This is a genomic window from Shewanella sp. Shew256 (genome assembly GCF_002196695.1).
Taxonomy (GTDB): Bacteria; Pseudomonadota; Gammaproteobacteria; order Enterobacterales; family Shewanellaceae; genus Shewanella; species Shewanella mangrovisoli.
The window spans coordinates 44,788-69,564 of the sequence record NZ_NAJR01000008.1 but is presented as its reverse complement, the minus strand read 5'-3'; the positions used below and the strand labels follow the sequence as shown (position 1 = coordinate 69,564).

The 24,777-nt window shown below is 48.3% G+C and carries 18 protein-coding genes; 8 read left to right on the top strand and 10 right to left on the bottom strand.

The window, feature by feature from the left end; genetic code table 11:
- Positions 1-189 precede the first annotated feature (189 nt).
- Complete coding sequence (locus B5P39_RS15350) at positions 190-1,209, top strand: AraC family transcriptional regulator (RefSeq protein ID WP_088212139.1); 1,020 nt, start codon at positions 190-192, stop codon at positions 1,207-1,209.
- Between the two features lie 151 nt (positions 1,210-1,360).
- Here the strand turns inward: B5P39_RS15350 and B5P39_RS15345 are convergent, their stop codons facing one another.
- Together B5P39_RS15345 and B5P39_RS15340 are read right to left on the bottom strand one after the other, a co-directional pair.
- Positions 1,361-2,545, bottom strand: coding sequence for an SO2930 family diheme c-type cytochrome (locus tag B5P39_RS15345; RefSeq protein ID WP_088212138.1), 1,185 nt, complete (start codon positions 2,543-2,545; stop codon positions 1,361-1,363).
- Between the two features lie 138 nt (positions 2,546-2,683).
- Positions 2,684-5,419, bottom strand: coding sequence for an SO2930 family diheme c-type cytochrome (locus B5P39_RS15340; protein ID WP_088212137.1), 2,736 nt, complete (start codon positions 5,417-5,419; stop codon positions 2,684-2,686).
- A 437-nt stretch (positions 5,420-5,856) separates the two neighbouring features.
- Between B5P39_RS15340 and mprF the strand changes: the two genes are divergently transcribed.
- Complete coding sequence (mprF, locus tag B5P39_RS15335; protein WP_088212136.1) at positions 5,857-8,409, top strand: bifunctional lysylphosphatidylglycerol flippase/synthetase MprF; 2,553 nt, start codon at positions 5,857-5,859, stop codon at positions 8,407-8,409.
- 7 nt (positions 8,410-8,416) lie between these two features.
- Positions 8,417-9,148, top strand: a complete 732-nt coding sequence (locus B5P39_RS15330) for an AcvB/VirJ family lysyl-phosphatidylglycerol hydrolase (protein ID WP_088212135.1) — start codon at positions 8,417-8,419, stop codon at positions 9,146-9,148.
- Between the two features lie 101 nt (positions 9,149-9,249).
- Here B5P39_RS15330 and B5P39_RS15325 read toward each other — a convergent pair whose 3' ends face one another.
- On the bottom strand, positions 9,250-10,317 hold the full coding sequence (locus B5P39_RS15325) for a DUF3083 family protein (RefSeq protein ID WP_069455216.1): 1,068 nt from the start codon (positions 10,315-10,317) through the stop codon (positions 9,250-9,252).
- Between the two features lie 144 nt (positions 10,318-10,461).
- Complete coding sequence (locus tag B5P39_RS15320; RefSeq protein WP_011716589.1) at positions 10,462-11,061, bottom strand: arylesterase; 600 nt, start codon at positions 11,059-11,061, stop codon at positions 10,462-10,464.
- A gap of 52 nt (positions 11,062-11,113) precedes the next feature.
- On the opposite strand from B5P39_RS15320, the gene B5P39_RS15315 reads away from it, so the two are divergent.
- The 3 genes from B5P39_RS15315 (at position 11,114) to lepB (ending at position 15,371) form a co-directional block, all read left to right on the top strand.
- Entirely contained in the window at positions 11,114-11,863 is a 750-nt protein-coding gene (locus B5P39_RS15315) for an ABC transporter ATP-binding protein (RefSeq protein WP_088212134.1), read from the top strand.
- A 3-nt stretch (positions 11,864-11,866) separates the two neighbouring features.
- A complete protein-coding gene (locus tag B5P39_RS15310; RefSeq protein ID WP_088212133.1) occupies positions 11,867-14,368 on the top strand; it encodes an ABC transporter permease in 2,502 nt (833 codons plus the stop codon).
- Positions 14,369-14,708: 340 nt separating this feature from the next.
- Positions 14,709-15,371: a signal peptidase I gene (gene lepB, locus B5P39_RS15305; RefSeq protein WP_088212132.1), complete on the top strand. Its 663-nt coding sequence runs from the start codon at positions 14,709-14,711 to the stop codon at positions 15,369-15,371.
- A 100-nt stretch (positions 15,372-15,471) separates the two neighbouring features.
- Here lepB and gltS read toward each other — a convergent pair whose 3' ends face one another.
- The 3 genes from gltS to folX form a co-directional block, all read right to left on the bottom strand.
- A complete protein-coding gene (gltS, locus tag B5P39_RS15300) occupies positions 15,472-16,695 on the bottom strand; it encodes a sodium/glutamate symporter (RefSeq protein ID WP_088212131.1) in 1,224 nt (407 codons plus the stop codon).
- A 565-nt stretch (positions 16,696-17,260) separates the two neighbouring features.
- Complete coding sequence (locus B5P39_RS15295) at positions 17,261-18,151, bottom strand: TIGR01777 family oxidoreductase (RefSeq protein WP_088212130.1); 891 nt, start codon at positions 18,149-18,151, stop codon at positions 17,261-17,263.
- Positions 18,152-18,221: 70 nt separating this feature from the next.
- Complete coding sequence (folX, locus tag B5P39_RS15290; protein WP_011622266.1) at positions 18,222-18,590, bottom strand: dihydroneopterin triphosphate 2'-epimerase; 369 nt, start codon at positions 18,588-18,590, stop codon at positions 18,222-18,224.
- Between the two features lie 97 nt (positions 18,591-18,687).
- Here folX and B5P39_RS15285 point away from each other — a divergent pair, with 97 nt between their 5' ends.
- Positions 18,688-19,794, top strand: a complete 1,107-nt coding sequence (locus B5P39_RS15285; protein WP_088212129.1) for an AI-2E family transporter — start codon at positions 18,688-18,690, stop codon at positions 19,792-19,794.
- A 6-nt stretch (positions 19,795-19,800) separates the two neighbouring features.
- The gene (locus B5P39_RS15280; protein WP_088212128.1) at positions 19,801-20,712 is read left to right on the top strand and encodes a class I SAM-dependent methyltransferase; all 912 of its coding nucleotides are present in this window, start codon (positions 19,801-19,803) and stop codon (positions 20,710-20,712) included.
- 128 nt (positions 20,713-20,840) lie between these two features.
- On the opposite strand, the gene B5P39_RS15275 is transcribed toward B5P39_RS15280, so the two are convergent.
- The 3 genes from B5P39_RS15275 to pta form a co-directional block, all read right to left on the bottom strand.
- Complete coding sequence (locus B5P39_RS15275) at positions 20,841-21,065, bottom strand: hypothetical protein (RefSeq protein WP_088212127.1); 225 nt, start codon at positions 21,063-21,065, stop codon at positions 20,841-20,843.
- Between the two features lie 550 nt (positions 21,066-21,615).
- Positions 21,616-22,050 carry a hypothetical protein gene (locus tag B5P39_RS15265; RefSeq protein ID WP_088212126.1) on the bottom strand — a complete coding sequence of 145 codons (435 nt, stop codon included), beginning with the start codon at positions 22,048-22,050 and terminating at the stop codon, positions 21,616-21,618.
- Positions 22,051-22,522: 472 nt separating this feature from the next.
- Entirely contained in the window at positions 22,523-24,676 is a 2,154-nt protein-coding gene (pta, locus tag B5P39_RS15260) for a phosphate acetyltransferase (RefSeq protein WP_088212125.1), read from the bottom strand.
- Positions 24,677-24,777 lie beyond the last annotated feature (101 nt).

Sequence of the window (24,777 nt, the reverse complement as noted above, 5' to 3'; positions counted from 1 at the left end):
ACGAGTTAACTCAATCCTGATGAAAACGCCTGCGAATATGCAGGCGTTTTTGTTTTGTCCGAGCGCGAAATAAAATAATACATTTTTTTAACATTAAGTTTGGTTTAAGACTATTCAAAATAAGCGAGATCTTATACAACTAATCACCTAGGGAATTAAAAGCTGAACAAATCAAATTAAGGATTTTCCATGTTACAGCGCGTCGACTACAAGACGAACCTGATGGTAGGTGATCAAACCTATCCCGCATTTGAGCTACGTAATATTCTCGATTTTATTGCCTCGCAGTTAGGCGAAAACGCCTTACAGCAAGTCTGTGAACATATCGGCGTTGGCCTAGCAGAGCTCAATCATTGCCAGTTTGTGTTTGTGTGGCAGGTAGAATATGCGATGGAGTTTTTACGTTTGCAGGGCGGCGACCCCGATATTGGCACTAAATTAGGCCTAAGCTATCGGGTGAGTAGTTTAGATGTGCTCTTGCCCCATCTGGCGCAGTTGACTTCTCTACAGGCCTGCCTGCAGTTTGTGGTCAATCATCCCCAACTGGTTGGCAGTTTTACCGACACCTTAGTGCGCCTAGAAGAAGACTGTGTTTGCATTCGTTGGCTAAATACTGGCCGTATCGACAAAGCACAATATGGATTTCAATTTCTGCACAGCATTGGTTCGCTGTTAGGGCTTGCCAGAGAGCTCACGGGGGAGGCGATAACGCTTAGGCAAATCCATTTGGCGGAACCTGTCCGCGATGAGCGTTTTTTAACTCAGGCAACGGGGGCTAGGGTGCAGTTTAATTGCGAATATTACGAATGGAGCATTTCCCTCAACCATCTCGCGCTTGCCATCCAGTATCCTTTCCCTGCCTACGCCGAAAAGACCGCGTCGGTATCAACCACATCCTTTATCGAAACCGTGCTGGGGGCAATCAACGAACATTTTCCCCAAGTGCTCCATTTAGATGACATGGCGACGCAACTGCATATGAGCGATCGCAGCTTTCGGCGTAAGCTGGCACAGCTTGGCTCGAGTTACCAACGTTTAGTCGATCAGGTGCGTTGCCAAAGGGCGGTCGAGTTGATTTTAGCTAACGAGTTGGATATTGAGGCGATTGCCGAGACCTTAGGTTACAGCGATGTTAGCCATTTCCGTCAATCCTTTAAGCATTGGATTGGCCATCCGCCTGGGTATTTTAGCCGGCTAAATGGTGGTTAACGGGCTGACTAAACAAGGCGATTGAGTGAACCTTGCCGTTAAAGCCGCTATTTTGCCGTTAAAACCATAGTTAAATCATTTGGTGGTTGTGTAGAGACACAGCCATTGCCTGTATCTCTTTCCTAAGCGTTGATAAGTGCTAGTCATCCATCTAAGTACAATTCCCTAAACTCGGTGCCAGTGAATCTATCCATTGACGAATTAATTCCACGCCTTCTTGGTGCTCAAGGTTGCGACCAATGGGCGGCATGCGATCTTTAGGTTCTGACAGCGTTTGGCGATAGAGCAGAATCGAGTGGTCGGCATTGCCGGGAACGATATCGTAATCGAGTCCTTTAGGGCCACCATCCCACCCCGGTGGTTGTTTGCAGATCCCATATTGATAGCTGGTATGGTCGATATAAAACCCAAGGCGTAAGCCGGAGATGCTGGCATAGCCTTTGGCGCTGTGGCAATGGGCGCAGTTAACATCTAAATAGCCCTTAGCACGGCTGGTTAAATCGGCTTGGAGGTTGTCTATGGCATAGGTTTTAGCGACTTGGCTTAACTCGGGTAACTGCTCAAGCTTGCCTTGCTTAGCCCACAGGCTGAGTTGATTGACGCTTTGCCCTTGGTCGATGATATCGCGATTCAAAAGATGGGCTTTAAGGCCTATCGGGATGATTTGACTGCTGTTATCTTGATTGATCTGGTGGCAAATTTTGCACTCGGCGCGGCTCGGTATGTTGTAATCAAAGCTTTGACTTTGGCCTTGATTAATCAGGGTATGATGCACGCTTGCGCTCGCGGTAAGCAGCTTTGCTTCACCTTGTTGCCATTGATAAACCAAACTCGTCCAGCCTTGGGAGCGTTTTATCAATAGCCGCGTTTCGATAAGGGTTTCGTTGGCTATGCCTGTTATAGCTGTATCCTGTGGCAGAGCAAAGGTTTTGACCAGCACGGCGCCAGTTGGAAACTCGAATGCCTCCTGCGCTTGGTATTGCATGCTGCTGCCTGCGGGTAAATAGATAAAGCGGTATTTACTGGCGTAATTAGAAAACAGCTGCGTAGCGAGCTGATAACCAAATCCCGGTGCTTGCGGCTGCGCGGTAGGGTTTTCGGGGTCGATAAAGAGCCCGTATTGACTTAATTCCGGGCAATCCTCTGCCATTAAGGCGGGCCAGTTAACTTGCCCAGTGGTATTCACGCACAGACTGGTGGGCGTTGTCGGTACAGTTGGTGTCGTCGGCGGAGTCGGCGTTTGGCCATTATCGCTGCTTTGGCTGTCACCGCCGCCACAGGCTGTTACTAACATCGTTAGGCTGAATATTGCGATGAGTGTTAGGCGGTTTTTCATTGGATTATCCGCTCTTTAAGCTGTTGCTTGAAATAAGAAGGCCTAAGTCGGCCTTCTCTGTCTGGATGTCGCTCAGTCTTGGAGTGGTAAGCAAGTGGGTGATTGCAAGCCTGCTTTCACCCATTGTTACCGTTAACGCTAGTGCGAGCAGCTTGCTGCAGGCAGGCGTTTAATCCATTCGCTGATCAGCGCCACGCCTTCATCATGGGATAGGCTGCGACCGATTTCAGGCATACGATCGCCCGGGGTCGTACTTTGCATTCTAAAGTGCATGATGGACTCAGCGGCATTGCCAGGCACTACGTCGAAACCTAAGTTTCCACCGCCATAGGCGACCGGCGATTTACAGGTACCGTGGGAGAAACCGGCATCATCACTGTAGCCACGCCAGTATTCGAGTTTAAGGCCGGTGTTAGAGGCGTTGCCCTCGGGTCTATGGCAATGGGCGCAGTTGATGTCGAGATAACCTTTTGCCGTTTGCATTAATGCGGTATCGCTTAAGCTTGCGACAGTGGCTTCATCACCATCGTGGTAGGCGGGCACTTGTGGTACTTGGCTCAGGTTTGGTAATCCCTGCAAAATACCTAGGCTTTCCCATTTCAGCAGTTGGTTCATGGTGCCATCTTGATAGCTGTAATTGCGGTTTAAATGGCGCGCCTTAGGACCAATAGGCACAAACACGGCGTTGCTGTTGTCATCGGCCTTAAACTGGTGGCACTGCTTACATTGGTTCATGCTCGGGACCATGTAATTAAAGGTGAGGCTTTCTCCTTTATGGCTTAAGGTTTGGCTGCTAATTGCACCGGCTTTCGCCAGCGTCGCATCTGTCTTGTCGGCATTCCACACATAGGGCAGGGCGCTCCAACCTGTTGGACGATGGATCAGCAAACGGGTTTCAATCAAACTCTCGTTACTGATCCCACGCTTACTGGTATCGCTTGGCAAGGCAAAGGTTTTGACGATAACGCTACCCACTGGGAAATCAAACGCTTCGTTTTCGGAGTAACTGGCTTTTTGTCCCGAAGGCAAATACACAAAGCGGTATTTACTGGCGTAGTCGGTAAAGAGCTGAGTGTTAAGATCGTAAGGGACACCGCCCGAATTAGGCCCTGTCGTGGGGTTTTTGGCATCGCTGAACAGATTGTAATCCGACAGTTTAGGGCAGTTTGCTTTTAGCAGCGCATCCCAACTGACGTTTGAACCCGTCGCCTGACAAAGACTTTGGTCACCATCACCCACTAAACCGCCTTCGCCTTCACCGATAGTACCACCGCCGCCAACTAGCACGCCGCCATCACAGCCCGCGGTATTATCGTCAACCCCGCAGCCAAACACTTGGCCCGCGAAGGTGACTGTGTGCACGGGTAGGCTCACCTGGGTACATTTCAGCAGGTTGTTCTGGGTCTTCTCGTATTGCACGTCGGCGATACTGATGTCGGTGTTGCTGTTGGCATAGAGTCTGCCGTAGGACACATCACCGTTATCACTGGCGCAGACGTTATCGCTGCCATCTGTGGCAAAGGGTGCCTCTTTCAAACCTAGGTAAGCGGCGGTGCCGTTATTGGCAAGCATTTCCCCTAAGCCATCGTAGAGCACGCCGGGCAAGGTGCCGTGACTGATGACATACGCGCGGATAATATCTTGAATTAAATAGCCTTTAGGCTTGCTGCCATAGTCAGTGATCACGTTATCGTGCAAGTAGATATTGCGCGGCACTGGGCGCCAGCCATCTTCAATGGCTTGACCTGGTTGACCATAGTTGCCGACAAAGGAGGTCATATCGGGTTCTGCAATAAAGAAGCTGCTGACAGTCACCCCTAAGGTGTCGTGATGGGTAATTTCGTTATTGAAGATTTCCACATCGGCGGTCGACAGCACAATCACCCCAGTGCCTGGCGGCACTATATGCACACCAGCTGGGTTGGCCGAGGCGTTGGCGAAGTTAGGCGTGTTGTTGTCATACACTTTGTTGTTGAAAATCCGCACACTAGAGCCGTATCTGTGGTTGTTGATCGGCAAGTCGAACACTAAAATCCCGCCAGTGTTGCCCATGGCTTCGTTGTCATACACATCGGCATACTTAGAGTTTTCGACTTCGATCCCGGCAACGTTTTCTTTGGCGATATTGCGGCGTACCACAATATATTGGGATTGGCCCACATAAATCCCCGCATCGGCACTGCCGCGGACATAGCTGTCTTCAATCAAAATGTTTTCACACTCAACGGGATACAGACCATAGGCGCCGTTATCTTTGTCGAGCTCACCTTCCCACACCGCCCCCACGCGGCGCAGTATGATGCCATTGGTATTTTTAAGCTTGATACCGTTGTTTTTGGCTTCATTGACTGACAGATCTTGAATGGTAATGTTCAGCGCATTTTGCACGAAAATCCCATCCCCCGAGTTGGCTTGGGCGAAATTGAGGATAGTGTCCTTCATCCCGTAGCCCATGATAGTGACGTTTTTGGCATAACTGCCATCCCCATCCACGTCGCCATCGAACAGTAATGTTGAATCGATATTAAAGGTGCCCTTTGGTAGCACAATCACAGCGCCACTTTGCGCGTTGATTAAGGCTTCTTGAATACGGGTGGTGAGATTATCCCCCGGTAGGATTTTGATGGCGCCTTCGGGGAAGGTGGGGCCCGTTTCAGGGGGCTGAACCACGGGTGGCGTGACGACCTCTGGTGCTGGATCATCGTCAGAAAAACAACCCGTGAGATTAAAAGCCATCAGTAGGGCGACCCCAGTTGGCATTAGCCAATTCGCCTTAGCTTGAGTTTTATTCCTGTGGGAGTTACTCGGCCAAAGGTGGCGCGGTGTCGCCTTAACGCCCTTCTTTGCCAGTGGGTGTGTCGTCTTGTTGAACATAGGTGCTCCTGCTTTTTGTTATTATTTCGTTAACAGAATGCGCTAGGGGCAGCAAAAGGCAATGTGAAATATGGCCAAAATGGTGCAAGTCATCGCTGCGTTAAGGGGAGATGGTGTTACGCGACTCGATTTAAGCTCAACATACTTATCCCAAAATATGGGTGAGTGGTTGGGGGGACTGAATACCCTTACTGGTGTTTTTATGTTCAGATAAGGCGGTTGGATATTATTAATGCAAATTAAAACATACTTGTTACAAGATGAATAAAACATCATCTAGTTAACACTTAATTTGATTGCCACTCAAAAATCACTATGTTAAAAATCTTTCGCTAAAACAGTGCTTAATAATAAATTAAAGTTAATTCAGATTTAATGCTTTATCAATAATAGCCATTAACCTTGATTTGCCCCTTAAACAATATGTGGAGATGAAAATGGGGAGACGCATTCGGGTGATTATTAGCTTACTAATATTCACAGTCTCGTTATTGCTTTTGTATAACCTTGAACAGGATTATCAATTAAATGATATTTTGGCTGAGGTTAAATTATTTTCATTTTCACAGCTTGCGCTTGCCGTTGCATTGACTGTGACAAGCTACTTAATCTTGACCTTGTATGATTATCTTGCGATTAAACAACTTGGCTCATCATTAAGCTATCAAAAGGTCGCTCCCGTTTCATTTTTAGCCTTTACCTTTTCCAATACCATAGGATTTTCATTACTCACAGGCACTTCGATACGCTATAAGTTTTATTCAGAGTTAGGGTTAAGCGGAAATCAAATAACTCAAATAGTGCTCGCCTGCTCGGTGACTTTTTTCCTCGGGTTATTCTTCATTTGTGGTATCGCGCTGATTAACTTCCCGGTGCAGCAACTGGCTGATTTGCCATTGCCGACTTGGCTGTTTTCCTTGAGCCGTGTGTTTGGCGTTCTGATGTTGCTCGGTGTTGTAGGCTATTTTCTGTTCAGCCTGTGGCGTAAAAAAACGATATATTTTCGTGGGTTTGAGTTCGCGCCTCCCGTATTGTCTCAGTCGTTAAAGCAGTTTGTGGTTTCGACACTCGATTGGTTAGTGGTGGGAGCATTATTTTATTGCCTGCTGCCTGCGGTGGATGGGTTAAGTTACCTTCAAGTGCTCAGTATTTTCTTTGTGGCGAATGCGATCGGGGTCCTTGCCCATGTGCCTGGAGGGATTGGTGTTTTTGAATCTGTAGTAACAGTGACCTTATCCCAGTATTTACCCGTTGAGCAAATACTGGGCTCGGTGATTGTGTATCGGGTCATTTATTATATTGTGCCTTTTATGCTGGCCCTGATTTATTTTGTGGCAGGCTTGGTATTAAATAATAAGGATAAATTATCTAAGATAAATATTGATTTACATATTGTCAGGCAATTATTACCACCACTATTAAGCATCAGTGTGTTTTCTGTCGGTTTAGTTTTATTGCTGTCAGTGGTTAACCCTTCCATTGTGCACAAATATCATTGGCTAGGGGAGATAGTGCCACTGCCGATAGTCGAATTGTCGAGCTTAATATTGAGTGCCAGTGGTATTTCGCTACTGTTATTATCCCATGGCTTGTTTAAGCGTTATCAAAAAGCCTTTGTACTCACCCAAAAGCTATTATTAGTAGCCATTGTCTTTATTGTGCTTAAGGGCGCTGAATGGCAGATTTCTCTGGCACTCGGTCTTATCTATTTATTAATGCTGCCCTGTGAACAGGTGTTTTATCGCCAAGGTTCGATTGTGGGCGTTAAATATTCCTTCGGCTGGTTATTATCTCTCGCCGCAGCATTGTTTTTAATGGTGTGGGTGTTGTTTTTTGCCTACCAAGATGTGGATTATGACCATTCGCTCTGGTTAACCTTCTCGCAGGATAGCCATGTGTCCCGTGCGTTACGGGGCGGTGCGATAGCTCTCGCGATTCTACTCGGCTTTGCCATTCGCTATGTGCTTGCGGTGCGAAAACCCCATACCAGTCGCCTAGATAGCTCGGCCTTGTACTGCGCCATGGAGATTGTTGCCAATGCGCCGAGTAGCCACGGTTATCTTGCCTTAGTTCAAGATAAATCGCTGTTATTTAATGAAGAAAAAGATGCCTTCTTAATGTATGCCCGCGCCGGACATTGCTGGGTGGTGATGGGCGATCCTATCGGTAATCCAGATAAATTTGATGATCTCCTGTGGCAGTTTCGCGAGCTGTGTGACGCCTACGATGGCTGGCCAGTGTTTTATCAAGTGACGCAAAAGTATTTACCCCACTTTTTAGAGCAAGGGTTGAGCCTGTATAAACTCGGCGAAGAGGCCATAGTGTCCTTAGCGGAATTTGAGTTGCAGTCGAGTAAGTATCGCAGTTTGCGGCAGAGCCATGCCAAGGCATTAAGGGAAGGCTTGAGCTTTAAAGTTGTCGATGCCAGTGAAGTGCAGAGTCTATTGCCAACATTAGAGGCAATTTCAACCAGTTGGCTTAAGGCCAAACAGGGGCGAGAGAAGGGATTTTCGGTTGGTTATTTCTCCGCCGCTTACCTGTGCGCTACGCCAATGGCCTTAGTGTATTTGAATGGCGAGCTGGTGGCCTTTTCCAATGTGTGGGCCAGTGGCGCCAAAATAGAGTTCTCCGTTGATTTGATGCGTTATCTGCCGAATTTATCGGGCAGCAACATAATGGACTTTTTGTTTACTGAGCTATTGCTTTGGGGCAAACAACTAGGATATCAGCAGTTTAATCTTGGCATGGCGCCCATGTCAGGATTAACCGATAGAGCCTTGGTGCCGTTTTGGACCAAGCTTGCCAAAACGGTTTATAAGAAGGGGAATAAATTTTACAACTTTCAGGGGCTTAGAAGGTATAAGGATAAGTTTAATCCAAGATGGGAAGCTAAGTATTTGATTTGTTATGGCGGACTCTCTTTACCCGTAGTGGTGGGTAGTTTGGTGACCTTAACGAGTCGTGGTGCAACTGGCGTATTTAAAAAGTAGGTGCGAGATGACGAAATCCTTAATCAAGATACTGAGCGTTTTACTTTTATGTTCAACTGCTAACGCCTTTGCCGATGAGTTTACCGATAATCTGGGGCTGACCCTGTTGCCTGTCGAACCATCAACTCAGGTAAACGCTGCATCATCACATACCAAACCACCGCTGGTGATTTTTTTGAGTGGCGATGGCGGTTGGGCGACCCTTGATAAAGCCGTTGGGGGCATTTTACAGCAGCAGGGCTGGCCTGTGGTCGGCTGGAGCTCGCTGAAATACTATTGGAAACAAAAAGATCCTAAAGATGTCACCCAAGATACCTTAGCCATAATCGACAAGTACCAGGCGGAATTTGGCACGCAAAAAGTGATTTTGATTGGTTATTCCTTTGGGGCCGAAGTTATCCCCTTTGTGCTAAATGAGATGCCCGCCCGGTATCGGAAGAATGTCTTGGGGGCTGTGCTGCTCTCTCCTTCACAATCTTCGGATTTTGAAATCCACGTGAGCGAGATTGTCACCTCGGATAATCAATCGGCTCGTTACTTAACCTTGCCCGAAGTGAACAAACAAACCACTGTGCCTATGCTTTGCCTCTATGGTAAAGAGGACGATGCGCCGCTGCATTTATGCCCTGAGGTCAAGCAGCCCAATGTCACTGTGATGGAGTTAAGCGGTGGCCACAGTTTTGATGATGACTACGATAAAGTAGTCAAGCTGATAAAAGGTTGGCTAAAGCCAAGTTAGCGCTCTTTAGTGCAGAGCATCGTATGAGCCTAATGCTTTGGAATAAAAGATAGAAAGGGCGCAGATGCGCCCTTTGTTTTAGGTTGTGCTATAGCGAATGATTAGAGCTGGTAGCTAATGTGCTGGTGGAAGCGCACCACGAGATCTTCACGCTCTGGATCTAGCCCAATCTCGGCGGCAAAGGTTTTCAGCGCGGCTTCGACGTTATTCATAAAACGGCCATAGCCGGAGTCATCACAGTCCTTGGCGCCCGCGACGATAGTAAAATGCGCGGCTTCGACTAAGTTGTCGGCATCCCAGCGGCGGATCACTTGTTGCTCGGTTGCGTTCGGGTCAAAACCGATCATTTGCACTTCGGCCTTGCTGTCGAGTTTCTCAAACTTACTGTTCCGCACTAAGGGGGTTAAGCCGTTGGCGATCATAGCTAAACGCGTTAATTGCTTATTAGCTGCGGCCTTGAGGAAGTTATCTTCAAGATGTTGATATAACGGGCTAAAGTCCGTTGCGGAGTCGGGTAGTAAACCTTGTTTGAGTTTGCGACTCAGCGGCAGGCTGACGGTGACATAGGTGAGTGAGCTAACATTTTCCGGCAGGTCACATTTTCTGGCCTTGTATCTTGGTGCAATGGCTCTGAGTTTATAGCCGTAGGTTTCTTTATTACCTTTTGATTTAGCAAATAAATCATAGGATAAATGCTGGTGGTCGCGGATCTTCACTTTGAGATCTTTAATCGGCAGCTTAGGCATTAATTCGTTTAGGAGTTCTCGTACTCGGGTATGGAAATTGGCTGAGTTGCTGCGGATCTCATCGCCTGTCGCTAAAAACACAATACGCAGTTTGCGGGCGCGGTAGTTGTCTTCGGTAAACAGGTTTTGTGCCTCGTGATAGGCGGGATTGTAAAAAAACAGAATTTGTTCAGCGGTTTGGAAACAATAGGCTTCGGTGTGGTAACGCACGACTGGCAGTTTATCGTTAGTGATCACATGAACGTTACGGAGATCGTGTTGTTCTGCCAAGTTAAAAATAATGCGGCTTAAGGTTTGATAACAGCTATGGTAATCGGGGTATTGCGCCAGTAATTCATCCGTGACTTTAATTTCGGCGGTGATGTACTGGTTGGTACGAGCTTCCTTGGGTATGTACACTTTTTGCTGATGGCTAAGGGACATATTGACTCCTTGTTGGGTTAACCATTTGCTAACACGAATTTTACTGTTTATCTCAGGCGTTAATGTTGCGTTGGAGCATGTTTTTATCGCTTAAATGCAACTTTACATCAGCAAGCTGTTTATTAGCTTAAAATTGCAGCGATTTTATTGAGTTAATGCTTTTTCAATCCAAGGTTGCATCCAAGTGGCGATCTTCTCTTGGGCCTTTTCATTGGGATGAATTCCGTCCCTTTGCATCAACTCAGGGTGGGGAGCAATGTCCTGCATAAAGAAGGGAATTAATGCAATCTCCTCGTCTTTAGCAATCTCTTGATACACTTGGGTGAACTTTTGGGTATAGCGAGGGCCATAGTTAGGCGGTACCATGATTTCGGTCAGTAGCACTTTAGCACCGCTATTTTTCGCTAGGGTAATGATTTGGATTAGGTTATTTTTGAGTTGCGTCGGGGGGAATCCACGTAAACCATCGTTACCACCGAGTTCGACCACCACCAAATCGGGGGCCACGGAATCGAGCAGCGCAGGCAAACGACGCAAACCGCCCGCTGTGGTTTCACCGCTCACCGAACCATTGGTAAATTCATGCTCGGGTAAATTTTTTTGCAGCAGCGCCACCCAGCCTACTTGTTCCGACATGCCATAGCTGGCACCTAAGCTATCGCCGAGGATCAACACTTTCGCCGCCTGAACTGGCGTGGTTATAAACAGACTTAACAGGATGCAGGCGCTCACGGCCTTTGCCATCTGCTTGCATCTAAGCGATTGACGCAAGAACGATTTGTATAAGAAGGATCCTATGTCTAACGTCGTTTCAAAAAACAGTGCCATCAATGTTGTTAACCTCGAAAAATCGGTGACTACTCAGGAAGGTTCGCTCACTATCCTCAAGGGCATTAACTTAGATGTCAAGCAGGGGGAAAGTGTGGCGATATTAGGCCCCTCAGGTTCGGGCAAATCGACACTGCTTGGCTTACTCGCCGCGCTCGATACCCCCACGTCGGGGGAGATTTGGCTCGATGGCCAAGCCCTATCACCGCTCAATGAGGAACAGAAAGCCGCACTGCGTAAGCAGAAAGTGAGTTTTATTTTTCAATCTTTTATGTTAGTTGATACCTTAACTGCCCTCGAAAATGTGATGCTACCTGCCGAGCTTGCTGGGGTTAAAAATGCTAAGGAGAAGGCTGAGGCTATGCTGGGGCGTGTGGGGTTATCCCACCGTTTGACCCATTTACCTAAACAGCTATCCGGCGGCGAGCAGCAAAGGGTAGCCATTGCTCGCGCCTTTATTTGTGAACCTAAGGTGCTATTTGCCGACGAGCCAACCGGCAATTTGGACAGTGTTAACGGCCATAAAATTGCCGATATGTTGTTTGAGCTGAACCAAGAGAGCCACACCACGCTCATCTTGGTCACCCACGACTTGCAATTGGCGAAACGCTGCCAAAGGCAACTGGTTATGGACAACGGTCACTTACAGGAAGAGTTAGATTCGGCCCAATCGCACAGCGAGAATAACAACCTTGAATTAAGTGCCAAGGAGGCCTAACCCATGGAGCTTAATTTGGCATGGCGCCTGTTTAAGCGAGAGCTGCAACAGGGGCAGTTGTTATTGATTATCCTCGCGATTACCTTGGCGGTGCTGTCGGTTAGCGGTCTTGCGCGAGTCAGCGAGCGCTTGCAGGTCGCGATAAACGGGCAAGCGACTCAGTTTATCGCCGCCGATCGCATTATCGACTCTCCCGTTCCAATTGATGCCAGCATTCTGGCTAAGGCCGACGAGCTTGGTCTTAAGCATGTGACCAATATGCAATTTAACTCCATGGTGTATGCGGGGGATAAGTTTCAGTTAGTCACAGTGCGTGCGGTTGAGTCTGGTTATCCACTTAAGGGCGACATAGAACTTAAAGCGGCCAATGGCCAAGATGAAAAAGCCCAAGGCTTGCCCTACGCCGATGAGGTGTGGTTCGAGAGTCGCTTAGGGGGACTCTTGGGATACCCGAAAACACTGGAGTTAGGCAACAGTGAGTTTCGTTTAAGTCAAGAAATCAGCCGCTTACCCGATGCGGGTTTTAACCCATTCGCTTCTTCCCCCGTGGTGTTAATGCGGATTGAAGATGTTGCCAAGACAGGGGTTATCCAACCCGGCAGCCGAGTGACTTATCTGTATCAATTTGTGGGTGAAGAAAGCGCCTTAAGCGCCTTTGAAAATAGCGTTAAACCGCTGCTGAATAATTCCCAGCGCTGGGTCGATGTGCAGTCTGGTGACTCTCCGATAGCGGGCGCGGTGAAGCGGGCGGAGCGTTTTTTATTGCTGGCAAGCTTGCTCGGTATTGCGCTGGCCTGCGCCGCGATTGGGATTGCTGCCCAGCGTTACTGCCAACGTCATTATGATGTGGTGGCTATGCTTAAAACCTTTGGCGCCTCATCAACACAAATCCGTCGGCTATTCGGCATCCATTTACTGCTGGTGACACTGTTTGGCATTGTGCTGGGGTTAATCGGCGGGGCACTGCTGGATTTAGGCATTAATCAACTGTTGCCCCCTGAAATCGCTGCCTATTCGCCGCCGTTGACGCGACCGCTACTGCTTGGGATCAGCACCGGGCTTATCAGCGCCTTTATGTTTTCAGCCTATCCTTTAATGCGTCTGCTGGCGATTCCGCCACTGCGGGTCTTACAAAGACAGCTCGAAGGTTTGCAGCTCGGCATGTGGCTGCATTTACTCCTCAGTTTAGGGGCGATGGCACTATTGGGATATTTGTATTCCCAAAGCTGGGCGCTGACACTGACGGTGGTCGCGGCTGTGCTGCTACTGGGCGTATTGCTCAGTATTTTGGGCTTTGTGATGATCCGCCTTGGTCACAGTGTCGGCATGAAAACCACCAATCCCTTGCAACTGGCACTCGCGGGTTTACGCCGCCGCGCGCGGCAAAATGCGGTGCAATTGGTGGGCTTTAGTGCGGCCTTGGTATTACTACTGACCATTTTGGCCCTGAGGCAGGATTTACTGAACGAGTGGCAAAAACAGCTGCCCGAGAATGCGCCCAACTATTTCTTGGTCAATATCGCCCCCGATGATGCTAAGCCATTAAATGACTTTATGGCGCAAAAAGGCATAGCTGCAACGGATATCTATCCCGTGATTCGCGGCCGCTTGACTCAAATCAATGGTGAAACCTTGATTTCCGACGAGCAGGCCGAGGCGGGGGAGAAGGGGCGAGTAGGGATCTCCCGCGAGCTTAATCTCACCTGGCGCAATACCTTGCCCGCCAACAACGAGTTGGTCGAAGGGCATTTTAATCAGGCGGCGGATGAGGTTTCTGTCGAGTCAGGTGTTGCCGAGCGTTTAGGGCTAAAGCTGGGCGATACACTGACTTACATGATTGATAACCAAGAGCTTAAGGTCAAGGTCGCCAGTATCCGTGCCGTGCACTGGGAAACCATGCAGCCAAACTTCTTTATGATCTTCACTCAAGAAGCGCTGGCGCCCTTTGCCTATACCTCGATGGCAAGCTTCTACCTCGACGACAAAAAAATGGATGTACAAGGGAGTGATGCTCCGAAGAACACAGTGATCCTCGAACTTATCCAGCAGTTCCCAACGGTGTCGATTATCGATGTCGGCGCTATGGTGGGGCAATTGCGGCAGATTATTGAGCAGGTGTCACTGTCGCTGACGTTGGTTTTGGTTCTCGTCTTACTGGCTAGTTCTTTAGTGCTTATCGCGCAAACCGAGGCGGGAATGGCGACACGCCAGCGTGAACTCGCGGTACTGCGCACCTTTGGCGCCTCTGGCTGGTTACTGCGTAGCGCCACTGGGCTTGAATTTGCGTTACTGGGGGGCATAGCTGGGGTGCTTGCAGTAATTGTGGCGGAATTTGCGCTGTATCTGTTAAAGACCCAAGTGTTTGAACTTAATGTGTATATGCACTGGCCCTGGTGGGGGATTGCCCCTGTCTGCGGAGCCTTGCTAGTCGCGCTGCTGGGTGTTTGGCGCTGCCGCCAATTGCTCAATCAATCCTGCGCCGAATTATTAAAAGCGGGCGCTTAAGTTAAGGCGAGTTAGCGGTTAAGGCAAATGCCGTAATGCCATAATTTGTAAATATTTTTTGTAAAATAAAAAGCACTGGCCTAAACCAGTGCTTTTTTATTGGCGATTATTCGAGTGTTTTAGGTTGAGGCTAAGTTTGTGGTTAAGTTTGTGGCTAAGTTTGAGCGTTTGTCACATTGGCTTACAAATGAGAAAAGCCAAGATGTTATCCGCGAAGAACTTAGCCGATATTTATGAGTCTATTTAACTTGCAAGCGTTGCTTACGTCAGGCAATTGATAGCTTAGCACTGTCATCAAACGAGAAGATTGCTGGATTTTGGCCTTAGGGAGATAAACAGAATGTTTAAAAGAATAAGAACATTACTTAGGGATAATCGCTCCATTTTATTGTTTATCAGCCTAATGCTGGTGTTCAGGAGCGCGGTGGCCGATTGGAATACTGTGCCGACAGGTTCTATGTTGCCGACGATTGTTGAGGGCGACCGAATTCTGGTGAATAAGATGGCTTACGATATCAGAGTGCCATTTACCCATATCCCACTCGTTAAACTTTCAGACCCTACACGTGGGGATATTATCGTGTTCGACTCTCAAAAAGCCGATAAAAAGCTGATTAAGCGGGTGATTGCCGTACCCGGTGATACTGTGATGATGCGGGATAATCGCTTGTATTTAAATGGCAAACCACTCGCATATACACAGCAAACATTAAGTGCCTATGCGCCGGAGAATGTCACCGAATGGCAGGAGGATCTACTCGGCATAGCCCACAGTATTCGACTTAATCCGCAGCCCTCGCAGCTGGCTAATTTTGGCCCAGTTACGGTTCCTGATAACCAGTATTTGGCGCTAGGGGACAATCGAGATAACAGTGCCGATTCAAGAGTCATAGGTTTTGTGCCCAGAGAGGAGATTGTTGGCCGCTCAAGCTCAGTGGTCTTCTCATTGGATTACAACGATTATTACTTGCCGCGGCCAGAGCGCATGATGCGCGCGTTCTAACTTGTCCTTAGATTTCACTCTCCATGAGATATAAAAAATGGCGCCCTTATCGGCGCCATTTTAGTTTGATGTCTAAGCTTTCTCACAAAACCTTGTGCGATTACATCAAAAAGCTGAGGTAGCCCTGCAATACAATTAAATTGACTATATCGATAAAGAAGGCGCCGACAATCGGTACCACCATAAAGGCCTGCGGAGAAGGGCCTGTGCGTGATACTAGTGCGCCCATATTCATCACCGCCGTAGGAGTGGCGCCCATACCAAAGCCACAGTGACCGCCAGTGATCACCGCAGCGTCATAGTTGCTGCCCATGATTTTAAAGGTCACAAAATAGGCGAATACCGCCAGCACTGCGGTTTGCACCAGCAGGATAATCAGTAGTGGGATAGCCAGATCCAAAATTTCCCACAACTTGAGGTTCATCAAGGCCATAGACAGGAATAACGACAGCGCCACAGTACCTATCACATCGATACTCTCAGTATGGGGTTTATAACCTCGGGTCATTTCGGTGATGTTGGCGATGATCACCCCAAGAAACAGGGCATAGACAAAGTCCGGCATCTTGAGCCAATTCAGCTGATATTCGCTAACAAAAACAGTAAACCATTTGGCCCCAGCAACGCAGATCAGCAGTACAAACAGGGTTTCGATGATTGTCTTAGCGGTGACTTGGTCTTCTTCGAGCTGATCGTAGGTTACCAGTTGTGGATGCGTGGCGTGGTGTTTACGGCCCATGCCGTAGCTGGATACTAAATTGTGTTTGCCAATTAATCGCTGCGCGACGGGGCCGCCGATAATGCCGCCCATGACTAAGCCAAAGGTGGCCGCCGCCATGGCCAGCTCTAAGGTGTTGATGCCGTAGTTCTCGGCAAAGGTTTGTGACCAAGCAACGCCAGTCCCATGGCCGCCTGACAGCGTAATCGAGCCTGCGATAAGGCCTAAGATGGGATCTAAGCCTAGGAGGCTTGCAAGGCTCACGCCGACAGCATTTTGAATGACGATATAGACCGAAGCGACGCCGAGGAAGATAAACACTTTTTTGCCGCCACTGAGCAGTAGCTTATAGTTTGCCGATAAACCTATCGTACTGAAAAACATCAGCATTAAGGTGTTTTGCATGGGTAAACTAAAGGCGAGAGTGATGTCTTGGAAATGTAAAAAGGCCACGACGGCGGCGACGACTAGCCCGCCAACGATAGGTTCGGGAATATTGTATTGTCTAAAAACACGCACATGGCGATTGATGGAATGGCCAATAAACAGCACGAAGATAGCAATTAAGAACGACTCGAGTTCGCCAATTGTATAAGTGGTGTGCATGATAGTTCCTTACAAATGGTTTGTGTGGGAATACCGCTGTACTCAAGCAGGCTGTATTCAAGCTGAGTGAGGGCGACCCATCTAGTTATTTAGCATTATCTAATGCTAAGTGTTAAACGCGCGATCTAAGGACAGATTCTTATCAATCCCCAAGACTGGAGAAGGAGTATTTAGCGCGAATATGAACCGTATTGGTGTAGTTGATCAGCATCGCGGCAGAGGGTGCGGATACTGAAGATAATGAACTTGCTCGGAGTGTTAACTGTGCTTCAGTGCGGGCGCTAACACGTCAATAGCGATAAGCAAGAGGTGGGGAGTGTAACAGGAAAATGCGCCAATGTCGTTAAATTGTCTTTAAAATCATTGTGTTGCATTTATGTTTTTCGGCTGTTGCCAGATGCGAGCGCTGCATTGCAAAAAATCACGTCGATAAATAAATCGCCACAGGGGATTTTTATCTCTGATTTTCAAGCCATTATTCAGCACGGCGTTAACCCTCGACTCTGCGCTTGGTAACATTTTATTCTCAAGCCAGTTACCGGTAATGGCGGAGTCGAAAAAGCTGTTAACTCGCGAGTACGTCCCTTAGCGCAGGTTCGAGTCGCTCAAAACGGAAGCTAAACCCTGCATCTAGCGCATGTTTGGGGAGCACAAATTGCCCTTCGATGAGCAACTCCGCCATTTCGCCCATGGCGAGTCGCAGCATAGCGACTGGGGTTGTGATAAAGGTCGGGCGATTTAACACTCGACCTAAGGTGGTGGCAAACTCAGCGTTACTGACAGGATTGGGCGCGGTGGCATTAAAAATGCCTTCGCATTCGTCATGGTTGAGCAAGAAGTCTATCAGCGCCACTATATCCTGAATGTGTATCCAACTCATGCCCTGGCAGCCGTGGCCTATCGGTCCACCGAGTCCTAACTTAAACGGCGGTAACATCTTCGCAAGCGCGCCACCATGGCCAAGCACTATACCCGTGCGTAGAATGCAGACGCGGGTTTTGCTGGCGGCTTGTAGCGCGAGTCGCTCCCATTCCTGACAAATATCATGGCTAAATTCGGGGTGTGGGGCTGCGGTTTCATCGATGGGGATGGCGCCTTGGCGGCCATAAAAACCGATGGCAGAGCCACTTATCATCACTTTGGGCGGGGTGCAGCTGTGTAAAATCAGTTGGCTCAGTCGCGCTGTGGTATTCCAGCGACTATCGCAGATGCGCTGCTTTTGCTGCGCGCTCCAACGTTTAGCAACAATGGGCTCGCCGGCGAGATTTATCACTGCATCAATATGATTTAAATCATCAATTTCGTCTAAGTTGCTGAGATATTGGTGCTGCGGGCCTAATAATTGCCGACTGCTGCCGGGGTGGCGGGTGAGCAAGACCAATTCATGCTGATTGGCTAAATGGGCGACTAATTGCTGACCAATAAACCCACTTGCACCCGTTATCAATATCTTCATCGTCGAGTCCTTGGTTGATGGTTTTCTTTGATTATAAGCAATATACGATAACGGGCGTGCGGGGATCACTTTATTGCTGTTTTTGGTAACACAACTCCATCGACACCGAATCGGCAAAGCGCAGGGCGTGGGGTTTATCGATTTCGACACTGGCAAATTCGACCCAAGGATGCTCGCTGGCGATGGCTAATGTTTGGCTGGTGAGGTTTTCGAGCAGTGAGAAGCGATTGTTTTCAATCAACTCAATGATTTTTTTTGTGATAGTACGATAATTCAGCGCATCGTCGACATTATCACTGTTGCGCGCCTTGTCGGCACAGTAGTGGATGACGACATTGACGATCACATCCTGCCGATTTTGGATTTCATCTTCTTTTATACCGATAAAAGTGCGCAGTCTTAAGTTTTTAATGCGTATAATCGCGGTTTCTGGTTTCATAATGACAATCTAGTTTTATGGCTTAGATGATTGAGTTTGAGACTTTTCTTGGGCTAGCCTAACAACTTTATCTAAGATCAAGAAGGATTTTTACGCCATGACACGTTCCAATACGCCGTCTGCCGCTTACAAAGGTTTTGCCGTCATGGCCTTTGTGGTGATTATTTTGGCAGGGATCAAGGCCGCCAGCCCGATTGTTGTTCCCTTTGTGCTATCCAGTTTTATTGCGGTGATCTGTAATCCGGCGATTGGCTTGATGACCAAATACCGCGTACCTAAATGGCTCGCCGTGATCCTGCTGATGGGGTTTATCGTGTTGATGGGCTTATGGCTCGCCTCTTTGGTAGGTAGCTCCATTAATGAGTTTTCTAAGCAGTTGCCGCAGTATCGCGATCAGCTGGTGGAGCAGTTTTCTTGGGTGCTGCATAAGTTGCAGGCGTTGAATATCCAAATCTCCAAGGAGCAAGTGCTGGCCTATTTCGACCCCGGCATGGCGTTATCTATGACCACCAATATGCTCTCGGGTGTCGGCAATGTGATGGCGAATTTGTTCCTGATCATTCTGACCATCGTCTTCATGTTGTTTGAGGCTCAATCTTTGCCGAAAAAACTGCACTTGGCACTGGACGATCCCGACATGCGTTTGCAGCAGATTGACCGTTTTCTGCAATCGGTGAATCAATATATGGTGATCAAGACCTTAGTCAGTTTAGCGACGGGCTTGATTGTCGGTGTTGGGCTCGCGATTATCGGCGTGGATTACGCTCTGCTTTGGGCGGTTATCGCCTTTTTATTCAACTATATCCCTAATATCGGCTCGATTATCGCGGCCATTCCCGCCGTGTTGTTGGCCTTTATCCAATTAGGTCCCGCAGCGGCGGGCGGAACTGCGCTGCTGTACGTTGGGGCCAACATGGTAATGGGAAACGTGGTTGAGCCTAAATTTATGGGCCGCGGTCTTGGGCTCTCTACCTTAGTGGTTTTTTTATCGTTAATTTTTTGGGGGTGGTTGCTGGGCTCGGTCGGCATGTTGCTGTCGGTTCCCTTAACCATGGTGGTGAAAATCGCCCTCGAATCCAGCAAGAGTGGTAGCTGGTTAGCCATTTTATTATCCGACGATGTGGATGATAAACTGGTAGGCCAATCGACAAGCACCGCTCCGATTTCTGAACCTGTCGATACCCATTCAACAGATAATAAGTAGTAGATAATGCAACGTTTTATAGAAGCACTGGCGACGATAGAGGTCGGGGAAGATGCCACGCGATTATTCCATGGCCGCGGCGGTTATTACCCTGGTTGCGAACATCTTTGTTTAGATTGGTTCGCGCCCGTGTTGTTATTGACTAGTTTTACTCCCCTCGATGCGGCCGAGTTGGCTGAGTGCCAACAGGCGATTACGGCGCGTTGGCAAGTGATACAGCCTAATCGGCCGTTAAACTTGGTGTATCAATACCGCAGCGGTGGCGAAACCTTTAGCCAAGTATTGGCGGGTGAGGTGCCCGATCCCCATGTTGTCACCGAAAACGGCGCCCAGTTTCAGGTGCATTTATTGCGGGGACAAAACCACGGTTTGTTCCTCGATATGGCTAATGGCCGTGAATGGGTCAGAGCCCATGCTCGCCATAAGAAAGTGCTGAATTTGTTTGCTTATACCTGTGGTTTCTCGGTGGCAGCGCTACAGGGCGGCGCCGATGAAGTAGTGAATATGGACATGAGTAAAGGGGCGTTAGCCATAGGTAAGCAGAACCATCTGCTGAATGGCTTTAGTGCGGGGGCACGCTTCTTAGGGCACGATATTTTTAAGTCATGGGGTAAGTTACGCAAGTTAGGACCCTATGACATAGTGGTTGCCGATCCGCCGAGTAATCAAAAGGGCAGTTTTGTGGCGACTAAAGATTACGTGCGTTTGATCAGGCATTTACCCGAGTTGTTAGCCGAGAATGCTGAAGTGCTACTCTGTTTAAATGCGCCTGAACTCGATACTCAGTTTTTACGCCAGCAGGTTGAAGACGCCGCGCCTGCGCTCGAATACCTTGAGCGCTTAGCCAATCCCGCCACCTTTGTTGATGTCTCTGAGGAGAAATCATTAAAGGTGCTGCGTTACCGCTTAAAGGCGTAAGCACTTTTGTCATAAAATGCGGTCATAAAAGCCATCATAAAACGCCATCATAAGACCGAAAGAGGCTTTATGATGGCGCTTCATGATGTAGCTTCGCGCCTTATCCCATCTTCACTCATACGAGCCTGTTAATAGCTTAACCGCTCTGAGAGTTGTGATTGTCCATGATGTTCAATGGCGAGACTGACATTGTGTGGATCTAAGTGCTTAAGCGCAGAAATTTCAGCATAGAGCTTATCCTGCACATCGAGCGGGATATTCATTTGCTCCATAAACATATGGATCCCCAAGATATCGCCGTGGCTGAATAAGGTGGTGAGTTTTGCGGCTTCAAACTCAATGATGGCATTCATATCGACCTCCTACTCGCATCATTACTTAATTGATAGCAGTTTGTGCCCGTCTTCCTAGATTCTTTGTTTGTAAGCCCGCGCCCTTTAGTGCATTAGGCTATATCAACTGAAAGTCTTTCATTTTTAGATACGGTTTGGCGGCTTTTTTAGCGTTAAAAACCGTTTTTACCTTTTGCATCGAAACAAAACTGAAAGTTTTCTGTAATTATTGATCTGGCTTTGGTATACTCTGCACCACGGAAATTCCCTTTCCTCATGGGCAAAATGTCAGCATAGAACGGCATGCCTTTGCGACCTTACAAAATCGAGCAGGAGTTGTTATGGAAGTTCATGAATACGAAAACGCTTACTACCAAGTTAAAGACGACGTAATGACGTCTTTACCTGCACAGAGCGAAGAAGAAGCGGTCTAAGTCCTGTAAGCCTAAGGTTTACAGTGCGAATTCTGAGTCTGAAGTAACAAATACAAGCACAAAAAAATCGCAACCCTAGGGTTGCGATTTTTTTTATCTGATTTTGGATATCAAACGGAAAGGGAGTAATAAACCGATTAACCATTCACCTTACGTTTTTCAGGCATGATCTCAACGATAATCCACTTGCCGTTAATCTTATGCAGCCGCAGCGTTCTGTCATCAATCCAAGGCTGTCCACCCTTTAAGCCCTTCATCTTAACGACCACCATGACGTCTTTGGTGAACTTGCGGAAAAAGTCGATATCAATATCATCAATTTCCATTTCGACATTGGTCATCGACAGGCCGAGCATATTGCGCTGCACCGCGGCGGCAATGTAATAGTGGGTTAGGACTTCTTTGAGTGGAGCATCGACATATAACTTGGCCTTCTCCACATCGCGGTCAACATAAATGGCGCTAAAAAAGCCGAGACTCACCTCTTCGGGAGTGAGCACGTGCTGCTCTTTGTCTCCAGCATCACCACAACCAAACAAAAACAGGAATGAAAGAAAAAATAAGGTTCTCATGGCTTTTCGTTATAGGAATTTGTCATGAGTATCGCGATTTTAGCGGCTATGTTCAAGTTTTGTAATAATGGCGGTCACTGCCGAAAATGACTTGACTCGGATCGGCCGCCTGTGGCATATCTGAAAGGATGACTTCATTAGGTTATCCACAGAATCTGTGGAAAACCATGTTGAAGACTAGAGGGATAATTTTTAAGTAGCTGATTATATATGCTTTTAATTGCTGGTTAAAAAGTGACGCTTTTCAATGATGCCGTTCTCCAGCCATTTCCTTGTGGATATTTTCTTAGATTTTCCCAGTCTATTCACAGCGTGTGAATTCCCCCAAACAGCATTTTTATGGCCTTTTGAGGATATTTTAAGCGTTTAATGCTGTCCGCTTTTTGTGAGCCTTTCTATTCGGAAATAAAAAAGCACTGAACAGGTCAGTGCTTTTTTGATGATGCTTTTTGTGTAGCTTTAGCAGCCTACATTAGGCTTTGCTAGCATCGTTTTGTGACGCTTGGATAGCCGTCAGTGCGATAGTGTAGACAATATCGTCCACTAAGGCGCCGCGGGATAAGTCGTTCACAGGCTTACGCATGCCTTGCAGCATGGGGCCAATACTGATGAGGTCAGCACTACGCTGTACTGCTTTGTAGGTGGTGTTACCCGTGTTGAGATCTGGGAACACAAATACAGTCGCTTGGCCCGCAACAGGGCTGTTAGGCGCCTTAGAGCGAGCCACGTTTGGCATCACGGCCGCGTCGTATTGCAGTGGACCGTCGATTACTAGATCAGGACGTTTTTCTTTCGCGATACGGGTCGCTTCACGTACTTTATCCACATCCGAACCAGTACCTGAGTTACCTGTTGAGTAGCTGATCATCGCCACTCTTGGTTCGATACCGAAGGCCTTGGCAGATTCTGCCGATTGAATGGCGATATCGGCCAGTTGTTCGGCGTTTGGATCGGGGTTAATCGCGCAGTCACCGTAAACCAGCACTTGGTCTGGCATCAACATAAAGAAGATGGAAGAAACAAGGCTAGAACCCGGTGCAGTTTTGATCAACTGCAGCGGCGGACGAATCGTATTGGCCGTGGTGTTTACCGCGCCAGAGACGATACCATCGACTTCGTTTTGCGCCAGCATCATAGTGCCGAGCACCATGTTGTCTTCTAACTGCTCTTTGGCAACGACTTCAGTCAAGCCTTTGCTGCGACGCAGATCGAGCATCGGCTCAACATAGCGGTCGCGTACTTCATCGGGGTCGACAATCACAACGCCTTCACCCAGAACAACGTCTTGCTGTGCTGCAATACGTTGAATTTCATCTTTTTTACCTAACAGTACGCAACGCGCTATACCCCGTTCGGCACAAATCGCGGCGGCCTTGATGGTACGAGGCTCATCACCCTCTGGCAGCACCACGGTTTTGTGGGCGGCGCGCGCAAGTTCGGTGAGCTTATAACGGAACGCGGGAGGTGATAAGCGATGTTCCCTTGGAGAGTTTTTGGTCACGCTTTCAATCCAGCTCTGATCGATATGGCTGGCGACGTATTCTTGGACTAAATCGATACGTACCGCATCATCCACTGGCACTTCGTGGTCGAAGCGTTGGATATTTAATGAAGTCTGCCAAGTGTTGGTATCGATGAGGAATACCGGTAAACCTGTCTCGAAGGCCTGTTCACACAGTTTCAGAATTTCAGGCTCTGGCTCGTAGCTACCCGTCAGTAGCAGGGCACCAATCTTCACGCCATTCATGGCGGCAAGGCACGCTGACACTATCACATCGGAGCGATCGCCTGAAGTCACTAGCAGTGAATCTGTCTTAATGTGGTTGACCATATTGGGCAAGCTGCGGGCGCAGAAGGTGACTTTACGTAGGCGGCGGGTGTTCATCTCGCCGGCATTGAGAATGCGGGCACGTAGATGTTTCGCGAGATCCGATGCGCGAGGTGCAACCAAATCGAGGTTGTAAGGCACGCTACCTAAGATGCGCAGTGGGCTCTTACCTGGCATTTGGAACATGATGGACGCATCAGAGCGTTGTACGCCTTGATGATCGAACACTTCCGATAAGTCTGGGCGCGCGCGACCTTCATCGTCCACTGGCGCGCCAATCTTGTTGATCACGGCACCAATAAGACGTTTGTTGTTTTTGCCGCCCCAGGAGTTGTAGGCAATTTCGAGGCGGTTCATCAGGCCGGTTGGCGTGTCGCTGCCGGGAGTGGCAATGAAAATCACGTCCGCGTCCATTGCCTTGGCGATAGCGTAGTTAACGTCATCGGCAAAGGGATGGTTGCGGGTAGGTACCAGACCTTCAACAATCAGGGTTTCGGTGTTGCTGGCGCATTCCGCGGCGCGGGCAATGATTTGCTCCATCAGCACATCAGTTTGGTCAGCGCGGATCAGTGCTTCGGCATGGGCCATATCGAAGGGCTCTAATGGATTGACCGTGGGCGATTTGCTTAAAATCGTGGTAGAGCGCTCTGGGCCATTATCATTAGGACGTAGCTGGGAAATGGGTTTAAAGAATTGGACTTTTACCCCGTGGCGCTCTAATGCACGCACCATACCTAGGCTTAAGGAGGTCAGGCCAACTCCTGTGCCTATGGGGATTAACATAATATTTCGAGACATAAAAACCTCTAAGTTCGATGGTTTTTGGCAGAGTGAGTCGTCTCTGCAGCTTTGCTTGTGTTTATTTAGCTGTAGGTCGCTAATAACAAAGCCGTTTGGCA